Annotated in this window: 18 protein-coding genes and 1 tRNA gene; 17 read left to right on the forward strand and 2 right to left on the reverse strand. The window is 67.6% G+C overall.

All coding sequences use genetic code 11. From position 1 onward, the window contains the following. The 15 genes from hisG (at position 1) to ACLKOY_RS02755 (ending at position 16,463) form a co-directional block, all read left to right on the forward strand. The gene (gene hisG, locus ACLKOY_RS02685) at positions 1-843 is read left to right on the forward strand and encodes an ATP phosphoribosyltransferase (protein WP_436452313.1); all 843 of its coding nucleotides are present in this window, start codon (positions 1-3) and stop codon (positions 841-843) included. Then, positions 843-1,604, forward strand: a complete 762-nt coding sequence (hisF, locus tag ACLKOY_RS02690) for an imidazole glycerol phosphate synthase subunit HisF (RefSeq protein WP_140037110.1) — start codon at positions 843-845, stop codon at positions 1,602-1,604. The genes hisG and hisF overlap by 1 nt, the downstream gene beginning before the upstream one ends. After that, positions 1,601-1,960, forward strand: coding sequence for a phosphoribosyl-AMP cyclohydrolase (hisI, locus tag ACLKOY_RS02695; RefSeq protein WP_436452314.1), 360 nt, complete (start codon positions 1,601-1,603; stop codon positions 1,958-1,960). The genes hisF and hisI overlap by 4 nt, the downstream gene beginning before the upstream one ends. Further along, complete coding sequence (locus ACLKOY_RS02700; RefSeq protein WP_436452315.1) at positions 1,957-2,547, forward strand: Trp biosynthesis-associated membrane protein; 591 nt, start codon at positions 1,957-1,959, stop codon at positions 2,545-2,547. Before hisI ends, ACLKOY_RS02700 begins: the two co-directional genes overlap by 4 nt. Positions 2,548-2,595: 48 nt before the next feature. Next, complete coding sequence (locus tag ACLKOY_RS02705) at positions 2,596-2,841, forward strand: HGxxPAAW family protein (protein WP_140037107.1); 246 nt, start codon at positions 2,596-2,598, stop codon at positions 2,839-2,841. Positions 2,842-2,843: 2 nt separating this feature from the next. Next, positions 2,844-3,614 (forward strand): indole-3-glycerol phosphate synthase TrpC, encoded by a 771-nt coding sequence (gene trpC, locus ACLKOY_RS02710; protein WP_436454079.1) that lies wholly within the window; start codon positions 2,844-2,846, stop codon positions 3,612-3,614. Continuing rightward, positions 3,614-4,882: a tryptophan synthase subunit beta gene (gene trpB, locus ACLKOY_RS02715; RefSeq protein WP_140037105.1), complete on the forward strand. Its 1,269-nt coding sequence runs from the start codon at positions 3,614-3,616 to the stop codon at positions 4,880-4,882. The genes trpC and trpB overlap by 1 nt, the downstream gene beginning before the upstream one ends. Next, positions 4,879-5,682 (forward strand): tryptophan synthase subunit alpha, encoded by an 804-nt coding sequence (gene trpA, locus ACLKOY_RS02720; RefSeq protein ID WP_436452316.1) that lies wholly within the window; start codon positions 4,879-4,881, stop codon positions 5,680-5,682. The genes trpB and trpA overlap by 4 nt, the downstream gene beginning before the upstream one ends. A gap of 10 nt (positions 5,683-5,692) precedes the next feature. Next, entirely contained in the window at positions 5,693-6,721 is a 1,029-nt protein-coding gene (gene lgt / locus ACLKOY_RS02725) for a prolipoprotein diacylglyceryl transferase (protein ID WP_436452317.1), read from the forward strand. Positions 6,722-6,856: 135 nt separating this feature from the next. Next, positions 6,857-11,380 (forward strand): glutamate synthase large subunit, encoded by a 4,524-nt coding sequence (gltB, locus tag ACLKOY_RS02730; protein ID WP_436454080.1) that lies wholly within the window; start codon positions 6,857-6,859, stop codon positions 11,378-11,380. After that, positions 11,373-12,839, forward strand: a complete 1,467-nt coding sequence (locus tag ACLKOY_RS02735; protein WP_290160725.1) for a glutamate synthase subunit beta — start codon at positions 11,373-11,375, stop codon at positions 12,837-12,839. Before gltB ends, ACLKOY_RS02735 begins: the two co-directional genes overlap by 8 nt. A gap of 56 nt (positions 12,840-12,895) precedes the next feature. After that, positions 12,896-14,347, forward strand: a complete 1,452-nt coding sequence (pyk, locus tag ACLKOY_RS02740) for a pyruvate kinase (RefSeq protein WP_363570460.1) — start codon at positions 12,896-12,898, stop codon at positions 14,345-14,347. Between the two features lie 127 nt (positions 14,348-14,474). Next, positions 14,475-15,230, forward strand: coding sequence for an alpha/beta fold hydrolase (locus ACLKOY_RS02745; RefSeq protein ID WP_436452318.1), 756 nt, complete (start codon positions 14,475-14,477; stop codon positions 15,228-15,230). Then, the gene (locus tag ACLKOY_RS02750) at positions 15,209-15,886 is read left to right on the forward strand and encodes an esterase/lipase family protein (protein WP_436452319.1); all 678 of its coding nucleotides are present in this window, start codon (positions 15,209-15,211) and stop codon (positions 15,884-15,886) included. Before ACLKOY_RS02745 ends, ACLKOY_RS02750 begins: the two co-directional genes overlap by 22 nt. Positions 15,887-16,010: 124 nt before the next feature. Continuing rightward, positions 16,011-16,463, forward strand: a complete 453-nt coding sequence (locus ACLKOY_RS02755) for a hypothetical protein (protein WP_436452320.1) — start codon at positions 16,011-16,013, stop codon at positions 16,461-16,463. Between the two features lie 7 nt (positions 16,464-16,470). On the opposite strand, the gene ACLKOY_RS02760 is transcribed toward ACLKOY_RS02755, so the two are convergent. Beyond that, a tRNA-Leu gene (locus ACLKOY_RS02760) sits at positions 16,471-16,553 on the reverse strand. 101 nt (positions 16,554-16,654) lie between these two features. On the opposite strand from ACLKOY_RS02760, the gene ACLKOY_RS02765 reads away from it, so the two are divergent. Together ACLKOY_RS02765 and ACLKOY_RS02770 are read left to right on the forward strand one after the other, a co-directional pair. Continuing rightward, positions 16,655-17,275: an ANTAR domain-containing response regulator gene (locus ACLKOY_RS02765; protein ID WP_140037099.1), complete on the forward strand. Its 621-nt coding sequence runs from the start codon at positions 16,655-16,657 to the stop codon at positions 17,273-17,275. A gap of 3 nt (positions 17,276-17,278) precedes the next feature. Then, on the forward strand, positions 17,279-17,842 hold the full coding sequence (locus ACLKOY_RS02770) for a GNAT family N-acetyltransferase (protein ID WP_436452321.1): 564 nt from the start codon (positions 17,279-17,281) through the stop codon (positions 17,840-17,842). Here the strand turns inward: ACLKOY_RS02770 and ACLKOY_RS02775 are convergent. Continuing rightward, a complete protein-coding gene (locus ACLKOY_RS02775) occupies positions 17,817-18,245 on the reverse strand; it encodes a hotdog fold thioesterase (protein ID WP_056376870.1) in 429 nt (142 codons plus the stop codon). The two genes, ACLKOY_RS02770 and ACLKOY_RS02775, sit on opposite strands and share 26 nt — an antisense overlap. Positions 18,246-18,252 lie beyond the last annotated feature (7 nt).

Below are 18,252 nucleotides of genomic sequence, written 5' to 3' on the forward strand. Positions count from 1 at the left end.
ATGCTGCGCATTGCTGTTCCCAACAAGGGCTCTCTCTCCGAGACGGCCGCCGACATGCTCGCGGAGGCCGGCTACGCCGGTCGTCGTGATCCCAAGACACTTCACGTCGTCGATGCCGACAACGACGTCGAGTTCTTCTACCTCCGACCGAAGGACATCGCGACCTACGTCGGCTCCGGCGCCATCGACGTCGGCATCACGGGGCGCGACCTGCTCCTCGACGCGCGCATGCCCGGGGCGCGCGAGATCGAGGCGCTCGGCTTCGCCGGGTCGACCTTCCGCTTCGCCGCGCCCTCGGGACGCTACACCGACGTGTCCGAGCTCGACGGCCTGCGCATCGCGACGTCGTACCCGGGCCTCGTCGACGCGTTCCTCGATGAGCGCGGCATCGCGGTCGACCTCGTGCCCCTCGACGGCGCAGTGGAGTCGGCCGTGCGCCTCGGCGTCGCGGACGCCGTCGCAGATGTCGTCGAGACCGGCACGACACTGCGTCAGGCGGGCCTCGACGTCTTCGGCCCTGTGATCCTGCAGTCCGAGGCCGTGCTGATCGCCGGCCCGCAAGATGCAGAGGGCTCTGAGACGCTTCTGCGGCGCCTGCGCGGCGTCATGGTCGCTCGCCGGTTCGTGATGATCGACTACGACCTGCCGCTGGCTCTCCTCGACGACGCCGTCAAGATCGCGGGTGGCATCGAGTCGCCCACGGTCTCGCCTCTGCGCGACCCCGAGTGGGTCGCCGTCCGAGTCATGGTGGCACGCGCCCGAGTCAACCCCGTGATGGACGCGCTGTACGCGCTCGGCGCCCGCGCGATCCTCGTCACGGCGATCCACAACGCGAGGCTCTGATGACGCTCGCGAGTCGCGTCATCCCGTGCCTCGACGTCGCCGATGGGCGCGTCGTCAAGGGCGTCAACTTCGAGAACCTGCGCGACATGGGCGACCCCGTCGAGCTCGCACGCCACTACGCGGCTCAGGGCGCAGACGAGATCACCTTCCTCGACGTCACCGCGACCGTCGACGCCCGCGCCACGACGTACGACGTCGTGCAGCGCACCGCTGAGCAGGTGTTCGTGCCGCTGACGGTCGGCGGGGGAGTGCGCAGCGTCGACGACGTGGCGCGGCTGCTCTCGGTCGGCGCCGACAAGGTCGGAGTCAACTCGGCCGCGATCGCCCGCCCTGAGCTGATCGGCGAGATCGCCGACCGCTTCGGCGCGCAGGTGCTGGTGCTGTCGCTCGACGTCAAGCGGGCGACCGGCACTCCCTCCGGCTTCGTCGTCACCACCCACGGCGGGCGCACCCGGACGACCCTCGATGCGCTCGACTGGGCGCGTGAAGCCGCGGAGCGCGGGGCAGGAGAGCTGCTGGTCAACTCGATCGACGCCGACGGCACGCGAGACGGCTTCGACCTCGAACTGGTGAAGCTCATGCGCGAGGCCGCGTCTGTGCCGGTGATCGCCTCGGGCGGCGCCGGCAAGGCCTCCGACTTCGCTCCGGCGATCAAGGCAGGAGCGGATGCGGTGCTGGCAGCCAGCGTGTTCCACACCGGTGCGCTCACGGTCGGCGACGTCAAAGACGCGCTGCGCGCAGAGGGAGTGATCGTCCGATGAGCGAGGTCGACGAGCGCATCGCCCAGGTCGCCTTCAACGACGACGGCCTCGCGCCGGTGATCGTGCAGCAGTGGGACACGGCAGAGGTCCTCATGCTCGCGTGGGTCGATGCCGAGGCGCTGCGCCGCACCCTCACCACCGGTCGCGCGGTGTACTGGTCGCGCTCCCGTCAGGAGTACTGGCGCAAGGGAGACACCTCCGGGCACATCCAGGTGGTGCACGAGGCGAGACTCGACTGCGATGGCGACGCGATCCTGCTGCGTGTCGACCAGACCGGCCCCGCCTGCCACACCGGCACCCGCACCTGCTTCGACACGACGGACCTCCGTGCCGTCGAGGGGAGCTCGGCCGAGTGACGTTCGTGCAGAGAGGTCGCTCGATCGCCGTCTCCGGCTTCCTTCTCTCGGGAGCGATCGGGATCATCTCCTCGACCCAGACGTGGCTCACGGTCGCACGGGCCGATGCCGGGGAGGCGATCCTCGTGCCAGGCGCGTCAGCGTTGCCGCTGCTCGCTCCGCTGAGCCTCGCGGTCCTGGCGCTCGGCATCGCGCTCTCGATCGTCGGCCCGGTCATGCGACTCGTTTTCGGCGTGCTCGCCACCGCAGCCTCGCTCTTCCTCGGCTGGACGACTCTGCAGCTGCTCCTGACCGCGCCGCTGAGCGCTGTCGGCCCCACCGTCACGGAGACCACGGGGCTCGCAGGCAGCGCGGCGATCGCCGATGTCGTCGCCGGCATCGAGCTCTCGGCCTGGCCCGTGATGACGCTCATCGGCTGGGTCATCCTGCTGGCGGCATCCCTCGTCGTGCTCCTCACCTGGCGACGCTGGAAGCGCGGAGGACGCCGGTACCGCACCGACGCCGCACATGTCGAATCGAGCGCCGGTCCTGTCGACGCGATCGATTCATGGGACGACCTGTCGCGCGGAACCGACCCGACACGATGACCCCGATAGACTTGATCCGAACCAGCACGTCGTCCCCCGGAGGAGACCATGACCAACCCGATCGCTGACCCCGGCCACGGACACTCGCCTGCCGCATGGACGGGCGTCATCATCATGCTCGCCGGCTTCACGATCGGCACGCTGGCGTTCTGCCTCGCCGAGTTCAGCCCCGTGTGGGTCGCCCTGATCTGGGTGGGTGCCGCGATCGTCCCGATCGGTGCGCTCGTGGGCTGGCTGCTCTCGAAGGCCGGTTACGGCGTGAAGGGTCCCAAGTACTCGCCGAAGGCGCACTAATGGTGCTCGCCGACCTCACGGCCGGCGCAGTCGCAGACGCTGAACGTCGCGCTCTGACCCGGCCCCTCGCCGACGTCGAGCGCGATGCTCTCGCGCGTCCCGCCGCCAAGGATGCCCTCACGTTCCTCGCTCCCGCTGAGCGCGTGAAGATCATCGCCGAGGTGAAGCGCGCGAGCCCGTCGCGCGGCGCTCTCGCCGAGATCCCCGACCCGGCACTCCAGGCTTCGCTGTATGAGACGGGCGGTGCCTCGGCGATCAGCGTCCTCACCGAGGAGCGTCGCTTCGGCGGCAGCCTCGCCGATCTCGAGGCCGTCACGGCCCGCGTGTCGCTGCCTGTGCTGCGCAAGGACTTCATCGCGAACCGATACCAGGTGCTCGAAGCGCGAGCGGCCGGTGCCGACCTCGTGCTGCTGATCGTCGCCGGGCTCGAGCCGCACGTGCTCCGTGACCTGTTCGGCTTCATCACCGAGCTCGGCATGACTCCGCTCGTCGAGACGCACTCGGCCGACGAGCTCGAGGTCGCGATCGACCTCGGTGCACCGCTGATCGGTGTCAACGCCCGCGATCTGACGACACTCGAGCTCGACCGTGACCTGTTCGGCCGTCTCGTCGATCGCATCCCGGATTCCGCGGTCAAGATCGCCGAGTCGGCTGTCCTCACCCCTGCAGACGTCACGCACTACCGCTCCGCGGGTGCTGACGTCGTCCTGATCGGGGAGGCGCTCGTCACGGGCGACCCGGTCGCCACACTCAAGAGCTTCCTGGAGGCGTGATGAGCCTGCGAGATCAGCATGGTCCCCTGTTCGGCGAATACGGCGGGCGATACATGCCCGAGTCGCTGATCGCCGCGATCGACGAGCTCTCCGCGGCGTACGCCGATGCGATCGTCGACCCGGCCTTCCGCGAAGAGCTCGCGTCGCTGCTCAGCTCGTACGCCGGACGCCCGTCTCCGCTCACCGAGGTCGCCCGGTTCGCCGAGCACGCCGGCGGAGCGCGAGTCTTCCTCAAGCGCGAGGATCTCAACCACACGGGCTCGCACAAGATCAACAACGTGCTCGGTCAGGCGCTGCTGACCAAGCGCCTCGGCAAGAAGCGCGTGATCGCCGAGACGGGAGCGGGTCAGCACGGCGTCGCCACTGCGACGGCCGCGGCTCTGTTCGGTCTCGAGTGCACGATCTACATGGGCGAGGTCGACACCGAGCGCCAGGCGCTGAACGTCGCGCGCATGCGGCTGCTGGGCGCGGAGGTCGTCGCAGTCACCTCCGGCTCCCGCACCCTGAAGGATGCGATCAACGACGCCTACCGCGACTGGGTCGCGTCGGTCGAGACCACCAACTACATCTTCGGCACCGCCGCAGGTCCGCACCCGTTCCCCGCGATGGTCCGCGACTTCCAGAAGATCATCGGCGAAGAGGCTCGACAGCAGCTTCTCGACGAGGTCGGGCGTCTGCCCGATGCGGTCATCGCCTGTGTCGGAGGCGGCTCGAACGCGATCGGTATGTTCGATGCGTTCCTCGACGACGAGGGCGTGAAGCTCTACGGCGTCGAGGCTGCCGGTGACGGCGTCGACACCCCACGGCATGCCGCATCGATCGAACGTGGTCGCCCCGGCATCCTGCACGGCGCCAAGACCTACGTGCTCCAGGACGAAGACGGTCAGACGGTCGAGTCGCACTCGATCTCGGCGGGTCTCGACTATCCGGGCGTCGGACCCGAGCACTCGTGGCTCGCCGACATCGGCCGTGCCGAGTACATTCCTGCTACCGACGACGAGGCCATGCAGGCACTGCGTCTGCTGAGCCGCACCGAGGGCATCATCCCGGCCATCGAGTCCGCGCACGCCCTCGCCGGCGCACTCCGCCTCGGTCGTGATCTCGGCCCGGATGCAGTGCTCGCCATCTGCCTCTCCGGCCGCGGGGACAAGGACATGGACACGGCTGCTCGGTACTTCGACCTCTACGACGCCGAGGCACTCGCTCACGACGTCGAGAAAGAGAGCGACGCCGAGGCAGCCGCGTCGAAGGGGGAGCCGGAACTGTGAGCCGCGTCGAACAGGCGATAGCCGCAGCCCATGAGGCCGGTCGCAGCGCCTTCGTCGGATACCTGCCGGTCGGGTTCCCCGATCTCGAGACCAGCATCCAGGCCGCCATCGCACTCGCCGAGAACGGCGTCGACATCATCGAGCTCGGCCCGCCCTACAGCGACCCGGTGATGGACGGTGCGGTGATCCAGGAAGCGACCACCGCGGCACTCGCGAACGGGTTCAAGATGAAGGACCTCTTCACGGCTGTGCGCGCGATCACCGCCGCGACGGACGTGCCCGTGCTGGTCATGACGTACTGGAACCCCGTGTTCCAGTACGGCGTCGATCGTTATGCCGATGATCTGCTCGCCGCCGGCGGCGCCGGGCTCATCACCCCCGACATCACACCGGAGGTCGCGGGGGAGTGGATCGCCGCGAGTGAGCGCACCGGCCTCGACCGTGTCTTCCTCGCCGCCCCCACCTCGTCGGACGAACGCCTCGAGCTGGTCGTGAAGTCCTCGACCGGCTTCGTCTACACCGTCTCGACGATGGGCATCACCGGTGAGCGCACCGAGCTCGACCGGGCTGCGCGCACCCTGGTCGGTCGCCTGCGCGCGCACGGAGAGGTCCGCGCGTGCGTCGGCATCGGAATCTCTACCGCCGAGCAGATCGCCGGAGTCTCCGAATACGCGGACGGCGCGATCGTCGGCACCGCGCTGGTCCGCGCCCTCCGGGACGGCGGCATCCCCGCCCTCGCAGAGGTCACCCGAAACCTGGCGGTCGGCACGTCGTCGGCACGCCCCGTACACGAGAACTAGAATCGCACTCATGTCCCTCGCGCTCCACAGCACTTTCAGCGGCGTGCTCGCCAGCATCCCGAGCCCCTCGGTCTCTTACATCGACCTCGGCCCGCTCCGGATCCATTTCTACGCGCTCTGCATCATCGCCGGCATCATCGCCGCCACGCTGCTGACCAACCACCGCCTCACCAGGCGCGGGGCAGAGCCGTGGGTCGTGATCGACATCTCGATCCTCACTGTGCCGCTGGCGATCATCGGGGCGCGCATCTTCCACGTGCTCACCCACCCGAACTTCTACTTCGGCGAGGGCAGGAACACCTGGAACCCGTTCGAGCCCGGTTCGGTCTGGGCGATCTGGGAGGGTGGCATCGCCATCTTCGGCGCACTCATCGGCGGTGCCGTGGGCGCGTACCTCGGGTGCCGCTGGACCGGCATCCGCTTCTGGACCTTCGCCGACGCGCTGGCCCCGGGACTCCTGCTGGCGCAGGCCATGGGCCGTTTCGGCAACTGGTTCAACAACGAGCTCTTCGGGCTCCCCACCGACCTGCCGTGGGGTCTCGAGATCCCCTCTGACAACTCGGCCTTCCCTCCGGGGCTTCCCGAGGGCACGTTGTTCCACCCGACCTTCCTCTATGAGGTGCTCTGGAACGGCCTCGGAGTGATCGTGCTGCTCTGGCTCAGCCGCAAGGCGACCGCATTCCAGTGGGGCAAGCTCTTCGCGATCTACCTCATCTGGTACAGCGCAGGCCGAGTGGTCTGGGAGTCGATCCGCATCGATCCGAGCGAGATCCTCCTGGGGCTCCGCAGCAACGTCTGGGCCGCCATCATCGGCATCGTCGTGGGTCTCGCGATCCTCATCGTGCAGTCGCGCCGTCACCCCGGACTCGAGCCGTCGCCGTACCAGCCCGGCCGCGGCCGGAAGGATCTCGACGCTGATGTAGAATCGCAGAACAATCCCTCCGATTTCGTGGACGTGAGTGAGCCTCCGTCCGAAGAAGTCGCCGCAGGAGCCAGCGCCACAAGCACCGCTCCCACGGACACCGAAGGCGCTCGATAGCCGACCGGTCCGTGCGGACCCCATCACATCCACCCGGCCAATGACGTCCCCGGGTCAGCTGCAGATCTGAGGACGGTACTGGTGTATTTTCAGCCTCCCTATGGCGCTTCCGGCGCTTACCCCCCGAAGCAGGGCATGTACAACCCGGCGTTCGAGAAGGACGCCTGCGGCCTCGCCATGGTCGCGACGCTTCGTGGTGAAGCGGGCCACGACATCATCGCGTTGGCACTCGAAGCGCTGCGCAACCTGGAGCACCGCGGTGCTATCGGCTCGGATGCCGGCACCGGAGACGGCGCGGGCATCCTGACGCAGATGCCCGACGTGTTCCTGCGAGCGGTCACCGACTTCGAACTGCCCCCGGTCGGCGAGTACGCCGCGGGTCTGGCATTCCTCCCGCGCGATTCCAGCGAGCGCCGTCAGCAGAAGGCCGGCATCGAGAAGATCGCCCGCTCCGAAGGTCTCCGCGTCCTCGGCTGGCGCGAGGTGCCGACCGCCAACGACAACCTCGGCAAGCTCGCCGACGAGGCTCGCCCCGCCTTCGAGCAGCTCTTCGTGAGCGCCGGGGGAGCGACGCACTCCGACGCCCCGCTCACCGGCATCGCCCTAGACCGCGTCGCCTACCGCCTGCGCAAGCGCGCAGGACACGAGCTCGGCGCGTACTTCGTGACGCTGTCCGCGCGCACGCTCGGCTACAAGGGCATGGTCACGACGCTGCAGCTCGAGCCGTTCTACCCCGACCTGCAGGACGAGCGGTTCATGTCCGAACTCGCGGTCGTGCACTCGCGCTACTCGACGAACACGTTCCCGTCGTGGCCGCTCGCTCAGCCGCTGCGCATGCTCGCGCATAACGGTGAGATCAACACCGTCGGCGGAAACCGCAACTGGATGCGCGCGCGCCAGTCGCAGCTCGAGTCCGAGCTGCTCGGCGACGTCGCGCCGCTGCTGCCGATCTGCACCGACGGCGCCAGCGACTCGGCTTCCTTCGATGAGGTGCTCGAGCTTCTGACCCTCACGGGCCGCAGCCTGCCGCACGCCATCATGATGATGGTGCCCGAGGCCTACGAGAAGCAGTCCGACATCTCGCCGGAGCTGCGCTCGTTCTACGAGTATCACTCGAACCAGATGGAGCCGTGGGACGGCCCGGCCGCCCTCATCTTCACCGACGGCACCGTGGTCGGAGCGACTCTCGACCGCAATGGCCTGCGCCCCGGGCGCTGGACCGAGACGACCGACGGTCTGATCGTCATCGGCTCGGAGACCGGCGTGCTCACCTTCGAGCCCGAGCGGATCAAGCGTCGTGGGCGCCTGCAGCCGGGCAAGATGTTCCTCGTCGACACCTCACAGCAGCGGATCATCGAAGACGAGGAGATCAAGCACGACCTCGCGACCCTGCACCCGTGGCAGGAGTGGCTGGATGCCGGATCCGTGCGTCTCGCCGATCTGCCCGAGCGTGAGCACATCGTGCACCCGCCGGCATCGATCACCCGCCGTCAGCGCACCTTCGGCTACACCGAAGAAGAGGTGCGTCTGCTGCTGACCCCGATGGGGCAGACCGGTGTCGAGCCCCTTGGCGCCATGGGTTCGGACACTCCGATCGCCGTGCTGAGCAAGCGCCCGCGTCTGCTCTTCGACTACTTCACGCAGCAGTTCGCGCAGGTCACCAACCCGCCGCTCGACTCGATCCGCGAAGAGGTCGTCACGAGCCTCAAGCTGGGCCTCGGCCCCGAGAGCAACCTGCTCGCCTGGGGTCCGGACCACACGCGCACCGTGTCGCTCGACTTCCCGGTCATCGACAACGACGAGCTGGCGAAGATCCGGCACATCGACAAGGCTCTGCCCGACCGCTCCAGCGTGACGATCAAGGGCCTGTACCACTTCGACGCAGGATCGAACACGCTCGAGAAGCGTCTCACCGAGATGTGCGCCGAGGTCGACGAGGCCATCGAACAGGGTGCCGAGTTCGTCATCCTGTCTGACCGCGACTCGAACAAGGATCTGACCCCGATCCCGTCGCTGCTCATGGTCTCGGCGATCCATCACCACCTGATCCGTCGTGAGAACCGCATGAAGGTCGGTCTGATCGTCGAGGCCGGTGATGTCCGCGAGGTGCACCACGTCGCGACGCTGATCGGCTACGGCGCCTCGGCAGTCAACCCGTATCTCGCGATGGAGACGGTCGAGCACCTCGTGCGCACCGGCTACATCACCGGCATCACGCCCGAGAAGGCCGTCCGCAACCTGATCTACGCGCTCGGCAAGGGCGTGCTCAAGATCATGTCGAAGATGGGCATCTCGACCGTGTCGTCCTACGCCGGCGCCCAGGTCTTCGAGGCCGTCGGCCTGAGCGAGGAGTTCATCGACAAGTACTTCACGCGCACCGAGTCGAAGCTCGGCGGAATCGGCATCCAAGAGATCTTCATCGAGAACCAGGCGCGGCACGACTACGCCTATCCCGAAGACGAGGCCGCTCGTGCGCACGAGCGACTCTGGACCGGTGGCGAGTATCAGTGGCGCCGCGACGGCTCGCCGCATCTCTTCAACCCCGAGACGGTGTTCAAGCTGCAGCACGCGACGCGCGAACGCCGCTACGACATCTTCCGCGAGTACACGAAGATGGTCGACGACCAGGCGGCGGAGCTCAAGACGCTCCGCGGGATGTTCACGCTGCGGACCGGCACCCGCAAGCCCGTGCCGCTCGACGAGGTCGAGCCGGTCTCGGCGATCGTGAAGCGCTTCTCGACGGGTGCCATGAGCTACGGCTCGATCTCCAAAGAGGCTCACGAGACGCTCGCGATCGCGATGAACCGTCTCGGCGGCAAGTCGAACACCGGTGAGGGCGGCGAGGACACCGATCGTCTGCTCGACCCCGAACGTCGCAGCGCGATCAAGCAGGTCGCGTCAGGACGCTTCGGTGTCACGAGTCTCTACCTCACCGAAGCCGACGACATCCAGATCAAGCTCGCCCAGGGTGCCAAGCCCGGCGAGGGCGGTCAGCTGCCTCCGCAGAAGGTCTACCCCTGGGTGGCCCGCACGCGTGGCGGAACGCCCGGTGTCGGTCTGATCTCGCCCCCGCCGCACCACGACATCTACTCGATCGAAGACCTCAAGCAGCTCATCTTCGACCTGAAGAGGGCCAACCCCGAGGCGCGCATCCACACCAAACTCGTCAGCCAGTCGGGCATCGGCGCGGTGTCGGCCGGAGTCGCCAAGGCGCTCAGCGATGTCATCCTGGTGTCCGGCCACGACGGAGGCACGGGCGCGAGCCCGATGAACTCCCTTAAGCACGCAGGAACGCCCTGGGAACTCGGCCTCGCCGAGACGCAGCAGACGCTCATGCTCAACGGCATGCGCGACCGCGTGGTCGTGCAGGTCGACGGCCAGTTGAAGACCGGACGCGATGTCATCATCGGCGCTCTGCTCGGAGCGGAGGAATTCGGTTTCGCCACTGCTCCGCTGGTCGTCAGCGGGTGCATCATGATGCGGGTCTGCCACCTCGACACCTGCCCCGTGGGCGTCGCGACGCAGAATCCGGTGCTGCGCGAGCGCTTCACCGGCAAGCCGGAGTTCGTCGTGAACTTCATGGAGTTCATCGCCGAGGAGGTCCGGGAGATCCTCGCGGAGCTCGGCTTCCGCTCGATCGACGAGATCGTCGGCCGCGCCGAGCTCATCGAGGCGAACGCCGCTCTGCAGCACTGGAAGGCAGAGGGTCTCGACCTGAGCCCCGTGCTCGAGGGCCCGGCGTTCCCCGCGAGCGAGCCGCGTCGCAACCGCCGCACCCAGGATCACGAGCTCGAGAAGCACTTCGATGTGCAGCTCATCGACATCGCCAAGCCCGCCCTCCTCAACGGAGAGCCGGTCGTGGTCGAGCTGCCCATCGCGAACACCGAGCGCGCGGTCGGCACGATGCTCGGTCACCAGGTCACGTCGCGTCACGGCGCTGCAGGGCTTCCCAGCGGCACCATCGACGTCACGTTGCACGGCACCGCAGGGCAGTCGCTGGGAGCGTTCCTCCCCTCGGGCATCGTGCTGCGCCTCGAAGGCGACGCGAACGACTACGTCGGCAAGGGCCTCTCCGGTGGCGACATCTCGATCCGTCCGGCGCGTGGTTCCACCATCAAGCCTCACGAGAACGTGATCGCCGGCAACGTCATCGGTTACGGTGCGACGGCGGGAACGATGTTCCTCTCCGGCGTCGTGGGCGAGAGATTCCTCGTCCGCAACTCCGGGGCGACCGCGGTCGTCGAGGGAGTGGGCGACCACGCGCTCGAGTACATGACCGGTGGGGTCGCGGTGATCCTCGGCTCGACGGGTCGCAACCTCGGCGCCGGAATGTCCGGGGGAGTGGCCTACATCCACTCGCTCGACAGCGGCAAGATCAACGCCCAGTCGCTCGGCAGCGGAGAGCTCAGGCTCGAACCGCTCGACCGTGCCGACCTCGAAGTGCTGCGCAGCCTGATCGTCGCACACGTGGAGCGCACGGCCTCGCCGCTCGGCTCCGACATCCTGGCGCGGTTCGATGAGACCGCCGGCCAGTTCACGAAGGTGCTTCCGCGGGACTACGCCGCAGTGCGCAGCATGCGCGAGGAAGCAGTCGCCGAGGGCATCGACCCCGACGGCGACATCGTCTGGAACCGCATCCTGGAGGTGACCGGTGGCTGATCCCAAAGGTTTTCTGAAGGTCACTGAGCGTGAGCTTCCGAAGCGTCGTCCTGTGCCGGTGCGCATCATGGACTGGAAAGAGGTCTACGAGGCCGGCGATCAAGCTGTCCTGAAGCGTCAGGCCGGGCGCTGCATGGACTGCGGCGTGCCGTTCTGTCACCAGGGCTGCCCGCTGGGCAACCTGATCCCCGAGTGGAACGACCTCACCTGGCGCGGAGAAGGGCGCGCGGCGATCGATCGACTGCACGCGACCAACAACTTCCCGGAGTTCACGGGTCGTCTGTGCCCGGCCCCGTGCGAGAGCTCGTGCGTGCTCGGCATCAACCAGCCCGCGGTCACGATCAAGCAGATCGAGGTCTCGATCATCGACGAGGCCTTCGCCAAGGGCTGGGTCGAGCCGCAGCCTCCGGCTCGTCTGACCGGCAAGACGGTCGCGGTCGTGGGGTCCGGGCCCGCTGGGCTCGCCGCCGCGCAGCAGCTCACCCGTGCGGGTCACACCGTCGCGGTCTTCGAGCGCGACGACCGCATCGGCGGCCTGCTGCGCTACGGCATCCCCGACTTCAAGATGGAGAAGGGGCAGCTCGAGTCGCGCCTTCGCCAGATGCAGGAGGAGGGAACCAGGTTCCGTGCCGGAGTGGAGATCGGCAAGGACATCTCGTGGTCCGACCTCCGCGCCCGCTACGACGCCGTCGTGATCGCCACCGGATCCACGATTCCCCGCGACCTGTCGATCCCGGGTCGCGATCTCGACGGAGTGCACTTCGCCATGGAGTACCTCGTCGAGTCCAACCACGCGGTCGCCGGCGACAAGGTTCCCGAGCAGATCACCGCCGAGGGCAAGCACGTCATCGTGATCGGCGGCGGCGACACCGGTGCGGACTGCATCGGAACCGCACACCGCCAGGGCGCGATCAGCGTCACGAACCTCGCGATCGGCAAGCAGCCGGGAACCGAACGACCGGGACACCAGCCCTGGCCGATGATGCCGACGCTCTTCGAGGTCTCGTCTGCTCATGAGGAGGGCGGTGAGCGCGTCTTCCTCGCCTCGACCGTCGAGTTCCTCTCGAACGACGTCGGCGAGGTCCGTGCTCTGCGCGTCGCCGAGACCGAGTTCATCGACGGCCGCCGGGTGCCCAAGAGCGGCACCGAGCGCGAGATCCCTGCAGACCTCGTGCTGATCGCGATGGGCTTCACGGGTCCGGAGCAGGACGGCTACACCGAGGACACGCTTCCGCAGGTCACCGACCGCGGCGCTTTCCGGCGCGATGACAGCTACGAGTCGACCGTTCCCGGTGTCTTCGTCGCCGGCGATGCCGGCCGCGGGCAGTCCCTCATCGTGTGGGCGATCGCGGAGGGCCGTGCGGCCGCGGCCAACGTCGATCGATTCCTCATGGGCACGACCGTTCTGCCCGAGCCTGTGCGACCGCATGAAGTCGCTATCGGTCTCCAGCCCGCGTAGGCTGAGCCGCGGCACCGTCGCCTGATTTCCATCCCCCACTACCCTGGAGCAATCTGTTGAGACGCGCGAAAATCGTCGCCACCCTGGGCCCCGCCACCTCCACCTATGAAACCGTGCGTGCACTGATCGACGCCGGCGTGGACGTCGCGCGCCTGAACCTCAGCCACGGTGACTACTCCGTGCACGAGAACAACTACGCCAACGTCCGCAAGGCAGCCGAGGACGCTGGTCGCGCCGTCGCCATCCTCGTCGACCTGCAGGGACCGAAGATCCGCCTCGGCAAGTTCGAGAACGGCCCCTACGAGCTCGCCAAGGGCGACATCTTCAAGATCACGACCGAGGACATCGTCGGCAACAAGGAGATCTCCGGGACCACGTTCAAGGGCCTCCCGAACGACGTCAAGCCGGGAGACTTCCTGCTCATCGACGACGGCAAGGTGCGGGTCGAGGTCGTCGAGACCGACGGCGTCACCGTCACGACCCGCGTGATCGTCGCCGGAGCCGTGTCGAACAACAAGGGCATCAACCTGCCTGGTGTCGCCGTCAACGTCCCCGCACTGAGCGAGAAGGACGAGGAAGACCTCCGCTGGGGCCTGCGTATCGGCGCCGACCTCATCGCCCTGTCCTTCGTCCGCAACGCCGAGGACATCAGCCGCGTCCACGAGATCATGGCCGAAGAGGGCGTCAAGGTCCCCGTCATCGCCAAGGTCGAGAAGCCGCAGGCCGTCGATGCGCTCGAAGAGATCGTCGACGCGTTCGACGCGATCATGGTCGCCCGCGGTGACCTCGGTGTCGAGCTTCCTCTCGAGGCCGTCCCGATCGTGCAGAAGCGCGCCGTCGAGCTGGCGCGTCGCATGGCCAAGCCGGTCATCGTCGCGACGCAGATGCTCGAGTCGATGATCAACAGCCCGGTGCCCACCCGCGCCGAGACGTCGGACGTCGCGAACGCGGTGCTCGACGGAGCCGACGCCGTGATGCTCTCGGGCGAGACCAGCGTCGGCGACTACCCGGTCGTCGTCGTCGAGACGATGGCTCGCATCATCGAGTCGACCGAGGAGCACGGTCTCGAGCGCATCGCGCCGCTCACGACCAAGCCCCGCACCCAGGGTGGAGCGATCACGCTCGCCGCTCTCGAGGTCGCCGAGTTCGTCGAGGCGAAGTACCTCTGCGTCTTCACCCAGTCGGGTGACTCGGCACGCCGTCTGTCGCGTCTGCGCTCGCGCATCCCGATGATCGCCTTCACCCCCGAGCCCGGAATCCGTCGTCGCATGGCGCTGACCTGGGGCATCCAGTCGAAGCTCGTCGACATGGTGCAGCACACCGACCTGATGTACCTGCAGGTCGACGACTACCTGCTCTCGAGCGGTCTCGCCGTCGAAGGGGACAAGGTCGTCGTGATCTCCGGTTCCCCTCCTGGAATCGTGGGTTCGACCAACGACATCCGCGTCCACAAGGTCGGGGACGCCGTCAACGGCGCCGCTCCGATCTACAAGGAAGCGACGATCTGATCAAGATCGCACAGCGAGCGAAGGGGCGGAACGACTGTTCCGCCCCTTCGTCGTCCGCGCGGCGATGTCCCGCCGGACCCTGTCAAGTGGCTGGCGCGGGAGTGCGCGGCGCACCTACGGTGATCGGATGACTCTTCTCCCTCGGCGCATCGTCGTGGCGGGCCACGCCTTCCGTCTGCACGAAAGCACTGAGACGAAGGCTTCGGATGCCGTCATGTACGTGCTGATCCACGGCGTCGGCATGTCCCATCGCTACTTCGCGCCTCTGCACGGGGCCCTGCCGGAGTCCGCGCGGGTGATCTCGATCGACCTCCCCGGCTTCGCCGGGCTTCCGCAGCCGGAGCGCGATCTCGAGGTTCCCGAGATGGGGCGCCTGCTGGCGGAGCTCGTCGCGATGCTGGGCCCTGAGCGCGTCGTCTACGTCGGGCACTCGATGGGAGCCCAATGGGTCCTCGAGGCTGCGCGCGCGCATCCGGAGCATGTCGAGGGCATCGTGATGATCGGTCCTGTCGTCGATGAGCGGCACCGAACGCTCGGAGCGCAGGCACGGGCACTGCTGGTCGACACGCTGGGGGAGACCCCGGCAGCGAATGCCGTCGTCCTGGTCGACTACCTGCGGTGCGGCATGCGCCGGTATCTGAAGCAGGCACGGCGGATGGTCGAGTACTCGACGGCGTCGGCAGTTCAGTCGATCCGGATGCCTGTGCTGGTCATCCGCGGAGGCGACGACCCTGTCGCCGGATCGGAATGGGGCCACACGCTCAGCACCGCGGCGCGCGACTGTGCGCTCACAGAGATCCCCGGGCAGTTCCACAATGTGCACTTCACCGCGCCCCTGGCGGTCGCACAAGCGATCGAGGGGTGGGCGCCATCCGCACCTTGAGACGAGCCGGGTGGTGGATCGCGGACTACGCCTACGCCGTGTACTGGCAGTTGCGTGCCGCTTTCGATCGAAGCGAGGCCGATTCCTTCGCGACCGGCTCTGCGACTCCGATCGTGATCCTTCCCGGCGTGTACGAGACATGGCGGTTCATGCAGCCTCTCATCACGGCGCTGCACGCGCGGGGCCACCCCGTGCATGTCCTCGATTCGCTCCGGCACAACCGGCGGCCGGTCGTCGAAGCGGCTCAGCTCATGACCGAGTTCCTCGAGGCGGAACAGCTCACCGATGCGCTCATCGTCGCACACAGCAAAGGCGGCCTCGCAGGCAAGATGGCGATGGCGGGCCCCTCAGGCTTCCGCGTGCGCGCCATGGTGGCGGTGGCCACGCCGTTCGGCGGTTCCCGCTATGCACGGATGCTGCCGGTCCGGTCTCTCCGAGCGTTCTCGCCTTCGGATCCGTCGATCATGCAGCTCGCGCACCACCGGGATGTCAACGAGCGGATCGTGTCGATCTACGGGGAGTTCGACCCGCACATCCCCGAAGGCAGTGAGCTCAGCGGTGCGATGAAGAACGTGCGTCTCGAGACCGGAGGCCACTTTCGGGTTCTCGCGAACCCCAGGGTCCTCGCAGAGGTCGCCGCGCTGTCCGAGCGGTGAGCGACGGGTCGAAAGGCGCGCCGGACGGACGCCGTGTCATGGCGGCGCAGCTTCTCAGGTGCAGGCCTGTACTCTGGTCCAGGCGCGAGCCTGCCGCACGGCGGAGGGCCCCGCACCCACACCCATGGATGACCTGACCATCGACCCCGCCGTGGCCGAGCGACGCGACCGCTCCCGCCCGCTGGTCGGCGCGCCGCCGGAGCCCGATGACGCGCAGCCGCTGTCCGGGAAGCCGGGAAGCATCGGCGTCCGGTACCGTCTCAAGCGTCGCTTCCGCACATACGAGGCCATCGCATGTGTTCCGGTCTATCTGGCACAGACGAGGGCGTGCGACACGGTCCTGGGCCCGCACGGCGACCGGATGCACGGCGGACAGGCATACGAACCGGTGCTGGTCGGCGGAGTGGGCGTCGAGGCGACGGATGAGAACCTCGACGCGATCATCCGCGCCACAGTCCCTCGAACCGCCATCACCGCCGACCATCCTGCGGTCGCAGAGCGGATGATCCTCGAGTCGATGCGCCCCGCCCTCGACCGGTATCTGCTGATCGACGGTCAGGTATGGATCAGCATCTGAACTGATGTGCCGGCGGTGGGACTCGAACCCACACGCCCTTTCGGACAAAGCATTTTGAGTGCTCCGCGTCTGCCATTCCGCCACGCCGGCTCGTGTGTCGCGTCTACGACTTTAGCGCAGGCGATCTGCGCCCACCCGCACCCGCCGCGCCGTCGGGGGACCTCATAGGCGGTCTCCACTAGGATGGGTCTGTGACCGAGCAAGAACAGGCAGCAGAAGAGCCCACGTCATCCGCACCCCGACGCGTCGTCGTCGCCGAGGACGAGTCGCTGATCCGTCTCGACATCGTCGAGATCCTCCGCGACAACGGCTTCGATGTCGTCGGTGAGGCAGGTGACGGCGAGACCGCTGTGGCGCTCGCCACCGAGCTGCGCCCGGACCTCGTCATCATGGATGTCAAGATGCCGCAGCTCGACGGCATCAGCGCGGCCGAGAAGCTGCACAAGGGCAACATCGCACCCGTCGTGCTTCTCACGGCGTTCAGCCAGAAGGAGCTCGTCGAGCGCGCGAGCGAGGCCGGAGCACTGGCCTACGTCGTCAAGCCCTTCACCCCGAACGACCTGCTGCCCGCGATCGAGATCGCCCTCGCCCGCCACGAGCAGATCATCACGCTCGAGGCCGAGGTCGCCGACATGGTCGAGCGCTTCGAGACCCGCAAGCTCGTCGACCGGGCCAAGGGCCTGCTGAACGAGAAGATGGGCCTCTCCGAGCCCGAGGCGTTCCGCTGGATCCAGAAGGCGTCGATGGATCGCCGCCTCACGATGCAGGATGTCGCCAAGGCGATCATCGAGCAGCTCGCTCCGAAGAAGTAGTCTTTGCTGCGGCTCGACGCGGAGCACCTGCTGCGTCCTGTGCAGATCGGCGACGGCGCTGCGCTGGCGAGAGCCTACTCGGCGAACCGAGAGCATCTCGCACCGTGGGAGCCACTCAGGTCGCCGGAGTTCTTCACCCCGGAGTGGCAGGAGTTCCACGCCGAGCAGTGCGTGTTGGAAGCATCGGCCGGACGGAATATCCGCTTCGTGATCGAGTCGTCCGATGGAGAGATCCGCGGACGGATCAATCTCAACAACATCGTGCGCGGTGCGTTCTGGAACGCCGATCTGGGCTACTGGATCGACAGGACTCGTCTCCGTCGCGGTCTCGCATCCCGGGGAGTGCATCGTGTCGCCGCGTACGCGCGGGACGAGGTGCGATTGCACCGCCTGCAGGCAGCCACCCTGCTGCACAACTCCGGTTCACAGCGTGTCCTCGCAGACAACGGCTTCGAGCGCATCGGCATCGCTCCGCAGTATCTGCGGATCGCGGGGGAGTGGCAGGACCACCTGCTCTTCCAGCTGCTGCTGGACGAGCCGCTCAGCGAGCCTCGGGAACGTCCTTGATCATGTTGGTGATCCGGATCGTCGAGCACCGGCGGCCCTGATCGTCGGAGACGACGATCTCGTGCACCGTGATGCTGCGTCCGAGGTGCACGGGCGTGCACACGCCGGTCACCACGCCGGACGTCGCCGAGCGGGTGTGCGTCGCGTTGATGTCGACACCGACAGCCAGTCGCCCGGGGCCCGCGTGCAGGTTGGCGGCCATGGATCCCAGCGACTCGCCGAGAACCACATAGGCGCCGCCGTGCATGAGACCGACGGGCTGCGTGTTGCCCTCCACCGGAAGCGTGGCGACGCAGCGCTCGGTGGTGAACTCGAGGAACTCCATGCCCATCTTCTGAGCGAGCGCACCCATTCCGCGGGCTGTCGCCCAGTCGAGTCCTGCACTGGTCGCGGTGTCGCTCATGGTTCCT

Source organism: Microbacterium sp. K2, assembly GCF_051365005.1.
GTDB lineage: Bacteria > Actinomycetota > Actinomycetes > Actinomycetales > Microbacteriaceae > Microbacterium > Microbacterium foliorum_B.

Bases quoted from the DNA above. Each gene is read 5' to 3' on its own strand.
- ACLKOY_RS02755 (WP_436452320.1), top strand. From the start codon at position 16,011: ATGGATGACCTGACCATCGACCCCGCCGTGGCCGAGCGACGCGACCGC.
- ACLKOY_RS02705 (WP_140037107.1), top strand. From the start codon at position 2,596: ATGACCAACCCGATCGCTGACCCCGGCCACGGACACTCGCCTGCCGCA.
- hisI (WP_436452314.1), top strand. From the start codon at position 1,601: ATGAGCGAGGTCGACGAGCGCATCGCCCAGGTCGCCTTCAACGACGAC.
- lgt (WP_436452317.1), top strand. From the start codon at position 5,693: ATGTCCCTCGCGCTCCACAGCACTTTCAGCGGCGTGCTCGCCAGCATC.
- hisG (WP_436452313.1), top strand. From the start codon at position 1: ATGCTGCGCATTGCTGTTCCCAACAAGGGCTCTCTCTCCGAGACGGCC.
- ACLKOY_RS02745 (WP_436452318.1), top strand. From the start codon at position 14,475: ATGACTCTTCTCCCTCGGCGCATCGTCGTGGCGGGCCACGCCTTCCGT.
- gltB (WP_436454080.1), top strand. From the start codon at position 6,857: ATGTACAACCCGGCGTTCGAGAAGGACGCCTGCGGCCTCGCCATGGTC.
- ACLKOY_RS02775 (WP_056376870.1), bottom strand. From the start codon at position 18,245: ATGAGCGACACCGCGACCAGTGCAGGACTCGACTGGGCGACAGCCCGC.
- hisF (WP_140037110.1), top strand. From the start codon at position 843: ATGACGCTCGCGAGTCGCGTCATCCCGTGCCTCGACGTCGCCGATGGG.
- trpB (WP_140037105.1), top strand. From the start codon at position 3,614: ATGAGCCTGCGAGATCAGCATGGTCCCCTGTTCGGCGAATACGGCGGG.